Origin of the sequence: Occultella aeris (assembly GCF_902703175.1) — a bacterium.
GTDB lineage: Bacteria > Actinomycetota > Actinomycetes > Actinomycetales > Beutenbergiaceae > Occultella > Occultella aeris.
Map to the genome: position 1 here is coordinate 1 of NZ_CACRYJ010000027.1, position 14,414 is coordinate 14,414.

Here is a 14,414-nt window from a genome sequence, read left to right on the forward strand (position 1 = left end):
CCGCGCCCCCCGCCCACCTGGCCCGGCCCCACCCGACTCGACCACTTCCCAGTCGATCGCGGCCAAGCGCGACCGCGCCAGCCAGACCTCGACCCCTTCAGCCACCCACGCGACCTGCTCCTGCACCGACATCATCGTCGCCTCCCCGGTTCGAATCCCCTCCGAACACCCACTGCACCGACCATGACATCCACTACCGACATCGCGCCGAGCAGCCCGCCCGAACGGGGCCCTTCCCGAACGTTGCGCCACTGACCCGTGGGGTGGGTCAGTGGCGCAACGCGTGGACACACACCGGCGCGCGGCCGAGCGACGCGGCCCATGTGGGTGATCCATGACACTCTGCTAACGCAGCAGTCCCGCCGCTCAGGAAGCCAGCAGGTTCACGTAGATGACGACTCCGATCTCGCTCGATGTCGATGCCCTCGACGTGCTCAGTTACGCGATGGCGCACAACGGCCTGGCCGTGGTGGGGCAGGTGCGGATCGCCAGCCACGACGTCGACCTGCTCGGGGCACGGCTGCGCGTTCGGGTGCTCGACGTCCAGGGCGAGCTCGCCCGCCCGTGCGTGGTGGTCGTGGACCTCGCCGGCGGCCAGGAGACGATCGTGCGGGATGTACCGCTGGTGCTCGACCCGTCGGCGATGGCGCAGGTCGAGGAGGACCGGCCCGCCGAGATCGTCGTGGACCTGCTCCCGCCCCTCGACGGCGACGAACGTGACGAGAGCGCCGTGGTCGCCGAGCCACTCGCGCGGATCGCGCTCCCGGTCCGGCTCCTGGCGGCGCAGCACTGGCTCCGGTCCGAGCACCCGGTGACGACCGAGGTGCTCGCCTCGTTCGTGATGCCGAACCACCCCGCGATCTCACGGTTGCTCGGCGAAGCCGGCGAGATCCTCCGCGCCGAGACCGGCAGTGCCTCGCTCGAGGGTTACCAGTCCGGACCGGAGCGGGTCGACGAACTCGCCCGCGCCATCTTCACCGCGGCTCACGCACGTGGCATCCGGTACGCCGAGGCCCCGTCCAGCTGGTCCGCCCACGGCCAGAAGGTGCGCACGCCGGGGGAGGTACTGGATGGCCGGATCGGAACCTGCCTCGACACCGTCGTCGTGCTCGCGGCGGCCCTCGAGCAGGCCGGGATCCGGCCACTGGTGTGGATCGTCGCGGGGCACGCGTTCCTGGGGTACTGGCGTCAGCCCACGTCACTCGGCGTGGTCTACGACATCGACACCTCGCGTGTGGTCAACCTGATCGACGTCGGGGTCATCGGCCTGATGGAGACCACGCTCGTCACCTCGACGGAGCTGCCAGACCGGGAGAGCGTGGCGCGGCAGCCGTACGCCCGGTTCCTCACCGGCGATCTGCGGGACGTGTACGGAGTGCTGGACGTCCACGAGGCCCGCCGCAACCGGATCCTGCCACTTCCGGCCCGGGTCCGCACCGATGACGGCACCGTCGTCGTGGTCGAGTACCGGCCACCGACCTACACTCCGCCGGGTGCGGCACCGTCGGGCAGCGGGTCACGGGAGGGCTCGGATGGCGAAGGGCCGAGCCGCGCCAAGGTCCCGCCGCGGGTCCAGCAGTGGAAGAACGCCCTGCTCGACCTGAGCCTGGGCAACAAGCTGATCAAGTTCTCCGAACGCAACGCGATCCACCTGGCCGTACCGCCGGGTGAGCTCGCTCGCTTCGAGGACACGATCAACGCCGGCGCGTCGATCAGTCTGCTGCCGGCGGACGCGGTCGACGCCGTCCACACCCAGCGAGGGATCAGCGTCGGAGCCGATCTGGACGAGGAACTGCGCACCTCCCTGCTGCACGAACGACGCGCGGTCTACTCCGACGTCCCCGACGCGGCGTACCAGGGGCGACTGCGTGGTCTGGCGCACCGGGCCCGCACGATCGTGGAGGACACCGGCGCGAACAATCTCTACCTGGCGCTCGGGTCATTGATCTGGTCGATCGGCAACGAGCGGCTTCGTTCACCCCTGGTGCTGGTCCCGGTCACACTGCGGACCCGGTCCAAGGCCGGCGCGTACACCTTCACCCTGGACGAGTCGGGTTCGTCCACCCCGAACTTCTGCCTGCTCGAGAAGCTGAAGCAACTCTTCGATCTCGAGATCCCCGGATTGGCCGAACCGCCCGACGACCAGGCCGGGGTGGACCTCGACGCCGCACTCGCGGCGACCCGCCTTGCCCTGGTCCAGGCCGGTCTGAACTTCCGGGTCGAGGCCACCGCGGACCTGGCCATCCTGCAGTTCGCCAAGTTCCGCCTCTGGAAGGACCTCGACGAGAACTGGGAGCAGTTCGACCACAACCCCCTGGTGCACCACCTGATCCACACCCCGACGGACGCGTTCACCGACCCCGCTCCCCCGCCCGCCGAGGTGGACCTGGACGAGCTCGCAAGCGGCTGCCCGGTGCCGGCGGACTCCTCCCAGCTAGCCGCGATCGCCGAGGCGGTGGCCGGCCGGACGTTCGTCCTTGAGGGCCCACCGGGCACCGGGAAGTCGCAGACCATCACGAACCTGCTGACTCGCTCCGTCGCCGCGGGCAAGCGGGTCCTGTTCGTCGCGGAGAAACGTGCCGCGCTCGACGTGGTCCGCCGCAGGCTCGAGGACGTCGGGATGGGGCCGTTCTCGATCGACCTGCACGACCGGGCCAGCCGACCGAACGCGGTGCGCGCGCAGATCTCACGGGCGCTGGAACTCGCCATCGACACCGATTCCCAGGGCTTCGCGGCAGCCACCGAGACCCTCCGCTCGACCCGTCGCCGCCTGGCCCGTTACGCGGCCGAGCTCCACGAGCCGAACGGCGCCGGGCTGTCCCTGTACTCGGCGCACACCCAGCGGCTCACGCTGCGCGACGAGCCGCACGCCCTGCCCGTCCCGGCCGGGCTGGTCGCGGACGCCGATCCCGCGGTGTTGGCCGGTGTGCGACGGGCCCTTGAGGTGTTGCCCGACGTCGCCGACCCGGCTCAGCCCCGACCTGACCACCCGTGGGGTTTCGTCGGGCTCGTGGACCCGCAAGCCGTGCCCGCGGATGCCCTGCTCGGCGCCGTCCGACGGGTGGACGCGGCGGTCGATGCCGCCGCCCAGGCACTCGTGGGCCACTTCGCCGAAGCGGTGTCCGCGGCACGGTCCGTCCGAGAGCTGCACGCGGTGGTCACCATCGCCACGTCGACCGCGGTCCTCGCCGACCTCGACGCGGTGCGATCCCCGGCGGGTCAGCGAACCCGGACCGACCTGAGCACCTCCCTGGCGACATTCGTACGCGACCACGGCGACGCCGTCGCCCGGGTTGCCCTCCCGAGCGTGCTGGACCTGCCCGTGCCGGACATCCACGCCGCCGCCCAGTCGGCGGCCGCGTCCGGCTTCTTCGGCCGCCGGCGCCGACAGAAGGCGGTCCTGGAGACCCTCCGACCGGGCCTGCGACCGGACGCCGACGTCAGCCACAAGCAGCTCGTCGAGATCACGACGATGCTGGCCGGCGCCGCGCACGCCGCCACGCAGGTCCGCGATCTTGCCGACAAGACGCCCGGGGTACACCTTCCCCCGGCCTGGAACCCGCTCATACTCGAGCACCGCGAGCGCCTCGACGGCGAGCTCGCCTGGTCGCACTGGGCCGCCCGCGCCCTGACCCCGGACCCGATGTCCTCGAGCACGCGCGCGCAGGTTCCTGGGCCCGACGAAAGCCCCGCGACCGCCGTCACGGCACTGCGGAGCTACCTGGACGCGCGCGCCACCGGTCGGATCGGCGAGCTCGACCCGTCCACCGCCGGGGTCGCCGCGCAGCTTCTGGCCGCGTTCACGGAGCTGGACGCGCTCGTCGGCGCGGCCGCGCCGGGTGCTCCGGAGGACCCGTTCGCCCCCTGGGCAGCCCGTCATGGTCTGCTCACCACCTGGACCCGGACCACGACCGCCCGTGACCTCGACGACCCGCAGTTGCTCCCGGCCCGCCGTTGGGCAGCCTTCCTCGGCGGGCTCGAGCCGCTGCGCTCCGCCGGACTGGCGCGGGCCCGCGACCAGCTGCGCGAGGGTGTCGTCCATGCCGACGACGCCGTCCGCGCCCTGGACCTCGGCGTCGCCGCGGCCTCCGTCAGCGAGCGGTCCAGCAGCACCGGCCTGGCCGGCTTCGACCCGATCGGGCACGGCCGCACGATCAGCCGCTTCACGACGTCGGCGCGTGAGGTCCGCGATCACCTCACCACGATCGTGCCGCGGGAGGTGCTCGCGTCCCGGCGGTTCGACCCGGAGGCGGGTGGCAGGGTCGGCGCGCTGCGCCGTGAGCTCGGCCGACAGCGAGGCGGCCTGACCGTCCGCGCCCTGCTGCGGACCTACGGGGACCTTATTACGCAGGTCATGCCGTGCGTCCTGGTGAGCCCGGACTCACTCGCCCGGTTCTTCCCGGCGCGGGCCGACCAGTTCGATCTGGTCGTCTTCGACGAGGCCTCCCAGATCAGGGTCGCCGACGCGGTGGGGGCCATGGGCCGCGCCAACGGGGTGATCGTGGTCGGGGACAGCAAGCAGATGCCGCCGACGTCGTTCGGCGAGCCGCTCTTCGAGGGTGGCGACGACGAGTTCGCCGCCGAGACCGGGGACGTCATCGACGACGAGGAGTCCATCCTCACCGAGTGCATCCAGTCCCGGGTGCCGCAGCGCTGGCTGTCCTGGCACTACCGCAGCAAGGACGAGTCGCTCATCGCGTTCAGCAACACCCACTACTACGAGAACCGGCTCTCCTCGTTCCCGGCGCCGAACAACGGGACGGCCTCCCGCGACATCGACGGCGTCGGCGTCTCGCTGGTGCGCGTGGACGGGCAGTTCCACCGCACCGGGAGGGGCCGGCCGCTTCGGACCAACCCGGTGGAGGCCGACGCGATCGTCGAGGAGATCACGCGCCGCTTCGACGCCCACCCGTATGGCACGCCGTCGATCGGGGTGGTCACGTTCAACGTCCAGCAGCGCAACCACATCGAGTCGCTGCTGCGGGACACCGGCGACGAACGGCTCCGTGCGGCTCTCGATGACAACGGCGAGGGCCTGTTCGTGAAGAACCTGGAGAACGTCCAGGGCGACGAGCGGGACGTGATCCTGTTCTCCACCGCGTTCGGCGTGAACGACCGCGGAGTCCTGCCGCTGAACTTCGGCCCGCTGAACCGTGCCGGCGGAGAGCGTCGCCTGAACGTCGCGGTGACCCGGGCCCGGCGCCAGGTGGTGGTCTTCTCCTCGTTCGACCCCGATCAGCTGCGCTCGGAGCAGACGTCGTCCGTGGGCATCAAGCACCTGCGCAACTACCTGGACATGGCCGCCCACGGACCCGAGGTACTCGGCACCATCGCGTCGGCGCCGCGGCGCACGGTCATCGCCGACCGGCACCGTGAGCAGGTTGCCGCGTCCCTGCGGGATCTGGGCCTGGTCGCGCACACCGATGTCGGCCTCTCCGACTTCAAGGTGGACCTCTCGCTGGCGCTGCCCGAGCGCCCCGACCACCCCGTGGTGGCCGTGCTGCTGGACGGGCCGGGGTGGGCGGGCCGGGGTACCGTCGGTGACCGCGACGGACTGCCGGTCGAGGTCCTCTCGTCGATGATGCGGTGGCCGGCCGTGGAGCGGTTGTGGCTGCCCGCTTGGTTGAAGGATCCCGACGGCGAGGCGAGGCGGCTCCTCGAGGCGACCCACGCCGCCGAGCGCGCGGCAGCCGAGCGGAAGGAGGTCGAGCGCGCGTCGGCCGAGCGGAAGGAGGTCGAGCGCGCGTCGGCCGAGCGGGAGGCGGAACGCACGGCACTTGCGGCGGGCGTCCCTGCGCAGCCGATGCTGACCGGATTGGCGATGACCGACGTTCCCGAACCGGCCGCGGTCCCGGTCGGGCTCGCCATCCCGTTCCAGCCCTGGGATCCGCAACCCCTCGGCCAGCGTTCCGTGCTGGACGCACTGCCGGCAGCGCGAGCCGCGCACAAGGTCCAGCAGGCGATCGAGTCGATCGTGGCCCAGGAGGGTCCCATCCACACCGCCAGACTCACTCGTCTGGTCGCGAGCAGTTTCGGACTGACCAAGGTCGCCGGGGCCCGCGCCCAGGCGATCCTCGGAGCGGTCCCCACGGACCTGCCGGTCCAGGACCAGTTCGTCTGGCCCAGGGAGCTGGATCCCGACGGATGGCACGGCTACCGGACCCAGACGAGTTCGTCGGTGCGGCCGCTGGATCAGGTCTCGAGCCGGGAGATCGCGAACGCGATGGCGGACCTCGCGCGGGCGTCCGCCGGCATCACCAGTGCGGAACTGCTCCGGGCGACGAACGGCGTGTTCGGTGGTTCCCGTCTGACCGACGGTATCCGGACCCGCCTCGAACGGGCGCTCGGTTCGGCGATCGCGCTCGGGGTACTCACCGAACGCGGCCAGTACCTCGTCGCCGGCACGGACTGAGCCTCGATCGGACCAGTCGTGGCACCTCCACCGACCTTGACCGGCGGTGGCGGGATCCGTCAGGAACCCCGCCACCGCAGACACCCCCGAAGGTGCGGAAGGTCAGCCCTCCACACTCACGCCGCAACCGCCCTTTTTCGAACCACGGCCCCCGAGCCGGGAACGCCTCGAACGCGGGAGACGGTGTCGATGTGAGTTCCGCCCTGTATGGCGGGTACCCCGGCCCGAGAGCGAGTGATCCGGATCAGGCGCGCGCCACCCAGTGCCCCCCTGCGGCACTGCGGTCTGCCCAAGCCCGGTCATGATCGTTCTCGCTCCCGTCCGGATGTACGTCCTGCACGGGCGGCCAGAAGCTGCCCGTACCTAGGAAGACGCAGGGGACTGTCGGATATAACGCGAGAATCGAAAGGAGTTTCGCGAAGGCTACGACGGGGCGTCGGTAACGATGAACGACATCTCGGTGAGGCGGCCGACAGCGTCGGTTCCGCTGACGTATTGGACACCTACGGTGTGCTCACCGTCGTTGAGTTCCGGAGCGCCTTCGCTGGGCCAACACACGTCGAGGTGGCCGTTGCGAAGTGTGTGAATGGTTGGCCGGATCTCACCATCGAGCACGAATCGGACGTCCGCTCCCGGCGTGCCATCGACGGAAAAATCGATGCCGGGCACGTTGCTGCCGTTGATGGGACCGCAGTCCCCACCGGAGCCCCACACGACCTCGGCCTCGATGTTGAGCGTTGGCGCGAGGTACACGTACGGGCCGAGTTCTTCCGGCGCCGTGGATGTGTCACCGTCGGAGAGAGTCTGGGTGGCCCGGTAGTAGATCGGCGTCTCGACTGCTCGAGGCTCGGGGCGGGCGGTCCAGGTCCCGCCCTCAGTCACGACGGCGGTTGCCACGACTACGCCGCCATCGTCGATGACCGTGATCGTCGCGCCCGGCTCCCCGTACCCGCCGATGTCGAAGGCAACGTGCTGGTCTTCTTGCTCCGGGCCTTCGAGGGTAGGGGTGGCAGGCTCGACGCCCGGGTCGGTGGGCTCGTCCGTGGGGTCGGGGTCGACCGGTGTGGGATCGACGGGCGTGGGATCGACCGGCGCGGGCGCCGGGTCCGTTGGTGTCGGATCCGTTGCCGGTGGCGACGTGGGGTTCGTGGGCACGGCGGGCGGCGTGGGGACGGGCGCCATCGCCTCCGGCGCGCTCGTCGGCGGCGTCGGAGTCAGCGCCGGCGTCGGGGTCGGCGAGGTGGTGGTCGGCGTGTCCGTCGGCGTCGCGCTCGGATCCGGGCTGGAGCCACCGGCACCGGGGTCCGCGGCGGTGGTGACGGCCGCGCCCGGATCGCCACCCACGTCGGGCGGCGGCTGGTTCGACCAGGCCACGGCCGCAACCACGACGAGCGCGACCATCGCCACGGAGGCACCCGCGACGATCGGGTTCGCCTTCACCACACGTCCGGCGGAGCGCGCCGCGGCGACCCCACCGGACACCGCGCCCGCTTTCGCCACCGTGGTCCCGGCCGTCCCCGCGGCCTTCGTCGCGGCGCCCGCACTGGCGGCGCCACCGAGCAGGATGCCAGCCTTGACGACGGTCGAGGTCAGGAAGAACAGCGGCAGTGTGATGACCACCGGCACGAGGACGGCGCCGAGCTTCTCCGACACCGCCGTCAGCTCGAGCGCGACGGCGCTGCAGTCCACGCACCCCTGGAGGTGGTTCTGCACCGCGAGCCGGCGCCGCGCGGTGAGGCGTCCGGTCTCGTAGTCCCCCAGTTGCGGGACGATCTTGGCGCACTCCGCGGGCAGGTCGGCGCGGCGTCCGGCACCGACGTGTGCCTGCAACCACGCCGACCGGAACCCGCTCCGCGCACGGGAGGCAAGCACGGCCACCGCCGTCGGCTTGATCCCCATCTCCTCGGACAGCGCCGCGGGACCGTAGCCCTCGACCTCGGTCAGCCAGAGGACCTGCTGCCAGCGGGCCGGCAGGGACTTGAACGCGTCGGTGACGATGCCACGATCCAGGACGTCGTCACTGGCGTCGGCGACCACCATCGGTCCCACGACTCCGGCGACGTCGTCCAGGTCGTCGACCGGGATCTCACCGACCCGCCTGGACCGGTCGATCGCAGCGTTGCGCAGGGCGCCGAAGAGATACGGGGGGAAACCTTGCGTCGGACCGCCCCCGGACCGGATCGCGCGGAGCACCCCGACGAAGGCGTCCTGCACGGCGTCCTCGGCGTGCTCGCCGGCGCCGTTGCGCTTGGCCGACCGTATCGCCTGGTCGCGATACCGGTCGTAGAGCACGGCGAAGACCGCCACGTGCCCGGCCCGGACCTCCGCGAGGATGCTTTCGTCGCTCTCCTCGCGCCAGTCCCTGGCTTCGGCCACCTGACGAGGGAAGCCCAACGCCATCTGTGCCATGCATGCCCTTTGGTGGGGTTAGGCCTCCAAGGGTAAGTGATTCGAGGGGTCCGCCCGGTCAGTGAGCCCGTCCCGAGCCGGGCTGCCCGGCGTCGAAGTAGGCGACGAGGTCCTCCTCCAACGGGGGCACCGGCAGCGCGGAGCCGTCGCCGCGCAGGGACGCGGTGGCCACGATCCCCGCGGCCACGGCCTCCCGCGCCGCGACCGGGGATGTCTCGGTTCGACCGCCGTCCCGCACGAACCGCAGGAACTCGCTGATCAGCATCGAGTCCGCGCCGCCGTGTCCGCCGATGCCGGCGGGGACCTCGAAGCTCTCGTCCGGCTCGGCGGCGCCGTCGTGCCGGCGGTTCCACAGGTGCACCCGTGCGCCCGCGGTGTCCCCCGTGTTCTCGATCCGTCCCTGCGTCCCGATGACGGTGTAGTTGCGCCAGTAGTCCGGCGTGAAGTGACACTGCTGGTACGAGGCCAGCACCCCGCCGTCGAGCACCATGTTCATCATCGAAAGGTCCTCGACATCGATGATCGGGTGCAAACCGCGCTGGGCGCTCGGCGGCCAGTTGTCGAGGCTGAACCACTCGGACATGCGCTCGTCGGACCGGTCCGCGCGGTCGGTGACGTCGCCGTAGACGCTCAATGCCCCGACGGCGGCGACCCGCCGCGAGTACCCACCGGCCAGCCAGTGGATGACGTCGATGTCATGCGCGCCCTTCTGCAGCAGCAGGCTCGTGCTGCGGCTGGCGTCGGCGTGCCAGTCCTTGAAGTAGTAGTCCCCGCCGTGGCCCACGAAGTGCCGGCACCAGATGGCCTTGACCTCGCCGATCCGGCCGTCGTCGATCAGCTCCTTCATCACCGTGATCACGGGCATGTGCCGCATGTTGTGGCCCACGTACAGGCGGGCGCCGGTGCGACGGGCGGTGGCCAGGATCCGGTCGGTGTCCTCGATGCGGACCGCGAGCGGCTTCTCGCAGAACACGGCCACACCGGCCTCGAGGGCGGCGAGGGCGGGCTCGGCGTGCCGGTCGTCCGGGGTCAGCACCATGACGGCGTCCAGACCCTGGCCGAGCAGCTCGGTCAGGTCACCGGTGACCAGCGCGTCCGGGAACTCCGTCCGGGCGTCCGAGCGGGCCCGCTCGCTCGGGTCGCACACGGCGACCACCCGAGCACCCGCGTCCGGGCGATGCGCCTCCCGTGCGAGGGGGCCGCGAGCCCCGAATCCGACCACACCGATCCGCAGGTCCTTCATCGACATCCAGCCTCTCCGCTGCCTTGGTGTCCGGCGCCGTGCCGGACCGCTCCGAGCATAGGCGTGGCGGCCATGCCCGTCCCAGGATGCGTGGTCGCCGAACCGGGCTCACAGTGTTTGCCCAGGCATCGTTTCGAAGGAGAAGCAACCATGTACCTGCACGTGCAACGCCTGATCAACGAGATCGTCCCGGACGAGCCCGATCCGGCGGCAGCAAACGCGCTCCAGGAGGGCCTGGGTGGCCAGTTCGGTGAGATGCGCACGATGATGCAGTACCTCTTCCAGAGCATCAACTTCCGCGGTCGGACCGGTAAGCCGTATCGCGACCTACTCCAAGGCATCGGCACAGAGGAGATCAGTCACGTCGAGCTGATCGGAACCACGATCGCACGGCTGCTGGACGGGTCTCCGCGCTACAACGGGAAGAAGACAGATCCTCTGGACACGCCCGGCGCGGGCGGGGCAACACCTCTGAACATCGCGCTCGACGAGGGCAACATCCATCACTATCTGGTGGCGGCACAGGGTGCGCTGCCGGTGGACGCGGCTGGGAACCCGTGGAGCGGCAGCTACGTCTACAACTCCGGGAACCTCGTTCTCGACCTCCTGTACAACCTCATGCTCGAGTCCACCGGACGACTCCAGAAGTGCCGGATCTACGAGATGACTGCGAACAAGACGGCGCGGTCGACCATCGCCTATCTCATCGTCCGCGACCAGGCGCACGAGAACGCATACGCGCGGGCGCTCGAGACGCTCGGTGTGGATTGGGCCAAGGTGCTGCCGATCCCGAGAACCAATGCTGAGAAGTTCCCCGAGGTCAAGAAGCTCGTCGACCTGGGCCTGCAGAGCAAGCAATACACGTTCGACCTGACGAGCGCGTCAGAGGCCGGGAAGATCTTCCGAGGGATGTCGCCCTCGAACGACGGCACCGAACTCGACGCGAGCGAGCAGGCGCCCGCCGGCGTGCCCTCAGAGATCGCTCCGGAGCGGTTCGAAGAGTTCTCGCCGGGTCTCGACACCGAACTCCTGGCGCTCATCCAGGCGACCGCGGACCTCGAGATGGCCGAGCCTGAGCCGCTGTACGGACCGATCACCCCGTCCGGGGACACCTCGACGTCGGCCGCTGCCAAGAAGAAGTCGGCCGCTGCCAAGAAGAAGGTGTCGGCCAAGAAGACGTCAGCGAAGGGGTCGAGCCGGAAGAAGTGAGGCCGAACCGCAGGAACTCGCTGATCAACATCGAGTCCGCACCGCCGTGCCCGCCGATGCCGGCGGGGACCTCGGAGTTCTCGTCCGGTTCGCCGTCGACGGCGGGCCGCATGTTGACCGCGATCAGTTCAGTTCCACGTCCCCGTCAGCGCCACGTATGACGGCGGTCAGGGCGGGTTCCTCGGCGGCGTCGACGGCGAGGTCCACACCGAGCAGGTCGAGCACCTGCCGAACCCTGGCCGGATCGGGGTGCCGGCCGCGCACGGCCACCAGGTCAACCGTGGGCAGGTCACCGAGTCCGGGGTTGGGGGTGGCGCCCCAGTCGATGAGGAACGGCAGCACCGGGTCGGGCCGGCCCTCGAGGACCCGGGTCAACCGCCAGGAGAGCACCTCGCCGTCGGGCTTCGTGCGCGAGAGCGGCCGGATGGCTCCGGTGTCGTGACCGCCGCGAGCCGCTCGCGCCACCGTCTCCTCGATGTCCTGCGGGTGGACCGCGAACGTCGCCAGTCCCGGCGCGTCCCGTTCGTCGATGCCGAACGTGGTGACCGGCCCGGTGGTGCTGCGGTCCGGGTCGGGGCCGATCAGTTCCAGGTAGTGCGGGCCCCGCCTGCCGGCGACGGTGAACGCGACCAGCGCGTTCGCCGTGCCGGTGGGGTGCGTCCCGCCAGGCACCGGAGCCACGCCGGTGGCCTCGGTGAACCACGACGTCAGCTCGGCCAGGGATGGCCCGGCCAGGACGAGGTGATCCAGGATCGCCGGAACGCTCACGCGCTCGCCCGCCGTCGGGGCAGCTTCGGCTCGCCGAGGGAGAGCATCAGCCGGTTCGCCCAGTTGAAGAACGCGGATCCGTTGATGACGTCGACGATCTCCTCGTCCGCGAGGCCCGCGTCGCGCAGCGCCCGCACATGGGTGCCGTCGAACGCCGGCGGCGTCGCGGTGAGCGCCGCGGCTGCGGCCACGATGGCGTTCCAGCGGGGGTCGAGCTCCGTGGTCACACCGTCGGCGAGGAGGCGATCGACGTCCTCGGCCCGGTCGGACTCCTTGACCGCGAGCCGGGCGTGCACGGACGCGCAGAACACGCAGCCGTTCACCCGCGAGGTCGCTGCCGCCGCGAGTTCGCGCTCCGCCCGCGGCAGCCCGCCGTCGGTGTTGTAGAAGATGTCCAGGTCCGTACGGGTGCGGGCGCCGAGCACCTCGGGGTCGCGGGCGAGCAGCGCGAAGTACTCGTTCTTCGCGCGGGCGGGCTCCACGAGCCCTTCGTAGTGCCGCTCGGTGAGTTCGTCCTCGCGCAGCGGGGTGAGCCACGGCAGCCAGCCGAGCGGCTCGCGGGTGAAGGCCTCGGGGTGCGCCACGTCGTGGTGGATGGTGACGCGCTCCGCGGCTCCCTCGGTCGCTCCGTCGGCCCGGGCCCTCTCGGCGGTCTCGGTCGTCTCGGCGGTCTCGGTCGTCTCGGCGGTCTCGGTCATGGCTCAGGCCTCCGTGGTGGCCAGCACGCGCAGGCCATGGACTTCGCGGATCTGGTAGGACAGGAACGCGACCAGCTGGGACAGGGTGACCACGCCGGTGGTGGACCAGCCGGCGTCCAGCAGGGCCTGCAGCGCCTCGGGGCTGGCCTCCCTCGGTCGGAAGACGAGCAGGTGGGCGTGTTCGAGCGCCGCGCTCAGGCGACTGCCGAGCTCCACTGCGCCCTCCTCGGAGACGGCGAACCGGAGGCCGTCGCTCGACTCCGCGGCCAGGCCGGTCTCGGCATAGACGCCGTAGGGCCCGGTCGCCGAGCCCGCGTCGGCCTGCGCCACGACCAGGGCGAGCAGGTTGGCATCCACGGCGCCAAGGGCGACCGCGTAGTGGTCCGCGAGCTCCTCCTGCCGGTGCAGACGGCTCACGAACGCCGCGACCGCCAGGCGCTCGACCCGGGTGACGTCGGCGGTGTCCACCGGCGCGAACAACGCGTCGTAGGTGCGCTGGCTGTTCTCCTTCGCCGCCGGGCGGGAATCCCGGATCCGGTCCAGGCGATCCCCCGGTGCCACGTCCAGCACCGTGTTGATGACGTCAGGCATCGTTCTCCTTCGTGGTCGGGCTGATGGCCTGGCCCGCCCTCACCGGGCAGCGGCCGCGTGGTCGCGTCCGTGGCCGGGGGCGGCTGCCCAGCCGAGCGCCGGTGCCACCTCCCGGGCGGTCAGTTCGATGGACCGCAGGATGTAGGCGTGCGGCGGGTCGATGGAGTGCACCTGGAACGACAGGTGCGTGGCCCGGGCGAGCGCGGAGTCCGCGCCGAGCGTGGCGATGACGGCGGCCGGGTCACCGACGTGGGCGTCGGTGGCGGCGATCAGTTCCTCGACCGTCAGCGTGGCCGGGTCCTTGCCGGTGACCGTCCGGACGAAGGCGGCGCCGCGCAGGCCGGCCTCCGCGAACGCCAGGGCCTGCTCGTGGTCGTCGGCCACGAACAGCGAGCGGGCCACACTGATCCGCGGCGCCACGCCGCTGGGCAGGTGCTCGAGGTAGGCGTCGATCAGTTGGTTCTGCACGTCCGCCAGGGAGCGTCCGTCCTCACGCGGCTGGGTGCGCGAGAGCATCAGGCCGTGCCCGCGCCTGCCGGCCTCGATCGCCCAGGGTGCGGAGAACGTGGCGATCCAGACCCGCCGGGCCAGGGCCTGCGCGCCGGGGTAGAGGACGGCCCCCTCGCCCACCTCCTCGCCGGCGAGTGCGGCCTCGACGGTCGCGAGGTTCGCGGCGAAGATCTCCCGGCGCTCGGCGAAGTCCAGACCGAAGGTGGCGAACGCCGTCGGCGACCCCCCGGAGGCGAACCCCAGCTCGAGCCGCCCGCCGCTGAGCGCGTCGAGCACGACGGCGTCCTCGGCCACCCGCACCGGGGACTCCAGCGCGAGGGTGATCACGCCGGTGGTCAGTCGCACCCGGCTGGTCAGTGCAGCCGCCTTGGCCAGGAGCACCAGTGGTGACGGCAGGCCACCCTCGTCACCGTCGAAGTGGTGCTGCGCCACGGCGACCGCGTCGAAGCCCTCCGCCTCGGCAGTGGTGATCTGCTCGAGGGCGAGCTCGTAGCGCTGCGCCGCCGGAACCTGGTCGAGGACCCGGGTGAAGAACCCGAGCTGCTTGCGTGTCATGTCGAACCTCGTGTCTCGG

8 protein-coding genes are annotated in these 14,414 nt (G+C 71.1%); 2 read left to right on the forward strand and 6 right to left on the reverse strand.

The window, feature by feature from the left end; all coding sequences use genetic code 11:
* Positions 1 to 391: 391 nt before the first annotated feature.
* Positions 392 to 6,412, forward strand: coding sequence for a DUF3320 domain-containing protein (locus HALOF300_RS09740; protein WP_156740769.1), 6,021 nt, complete (start codon positions 392 to 394; stop codon positions 6,410 to 6,412).
* A 423-nt stretch (positions 6,413 to 6,835) separates the two neighbouring features.
* Here HALOF300_RS09740 and HALOF300_RS09745 read toward each other — a convergent pair whose 3' ends face one another.
* Together HALOF300_RS09745 and HALOF300_RS09750 are read right to left on the reverse strand one after the other, a co-directional pair.
* On the reverse strand, positions 6,836 to 8,788 hold the full coding sequence (locus HALOF300_RS09745) for a sigma-70 family RNA polymerase sigma factor (RefSeq protein ID WP_197522444.1): 1,953 nt from the start codon (positions 8,786 to 8,788) through the stop codon (positions 6,836 to 6,838).
* A gap of 91 nt (positions 8,789 to 8,879) precedes the next feature.
* Positions 8,880 to 10,064 carry a Gfo/Idh/MocA family protein gene (locus tag HALOF300_RS09750; protein ID WP_156740787.1) on the reverse strand — a complete coding sequence of 395 codons (1,185 nt, stop codon included), beginning with the start codon at positions 10,062 to 10,064 and terminating at the stop codon, positions 8,880 to 8,882.
* Between the two features lie 150 nt (positions 10,065 to 10,214).
* Between HALOF300_RS09750 and HALOF300_RS09755 the strand changes: the two genes are divergently transcribed.
* A complete protein-coding gene (locus HALOF300_RS09755) occupies positions 10,215 to 11,273 on the forward strand; it encodes a manganese catalase family protein (protein WP_156740771.1) in 1,059 nt (352 codons plus the stop codon).
* 123 nt (positions 11,274 to 11,396) lie between these two features.
* Here the strand turns inward: HALOF300_RS09755 and HALOF300_RS09760 are convergent, their stop codons facing one another.
* From HALOF300_RS09760 to HALOF300_RS09770, 4 genes are read right to left on the reverse strand one after another with little or no spacing between them, the layout of a single operon-like run.
* Entirely contained in the window at positions 11,397 to 12,041 is a 645-nt protein-coding gene (locus tag HALOF300_RS09760; RefSeq protein WP_156740772.1) for a VOC family protein, read from the reverse strand.
* Entirely contained in the window at positions 12,038 to 12,739 is a 702-nt protein-coding gene (locus HALOF300_RS27320) for an alkylhydroperoxidase domain protein (protein ID WP_231955200.1), read from the reverse strand. Before HALOF300_RS27320 ends, HALOF300_RS09760 begins: the two co-directional genes overlap by 4 nt.
* 3 nt (positions 12,740 to 12,742) lie before the next feature.
* Complete coding sequence (locus HALOF300_RS27325; RefSeq protein WP_231955201.1) at positions 12,743 to 13,330, reverse strand: CMD domain protein; 588 nt, start codon at positions 13,328 to 13,330, stop codon at positions 12,743 to 12,745.
* 39 nt (positions 13,331 to 13,369) lie between these two features.
* A complete protein-coding gene (locus tag HALOF300_RS09770; RefSeq protein WP_156740773.1) occupies positions 13,370 to 14,395 on the reverse strand; it encodes a putative FMN-dependent luciferase-like monooxygenase in 1,026 nt (341 codons plus the stop codon).
* Between the last annotated feature and the right edge of the window lie 19 nt (positions 14,396 to 14,414).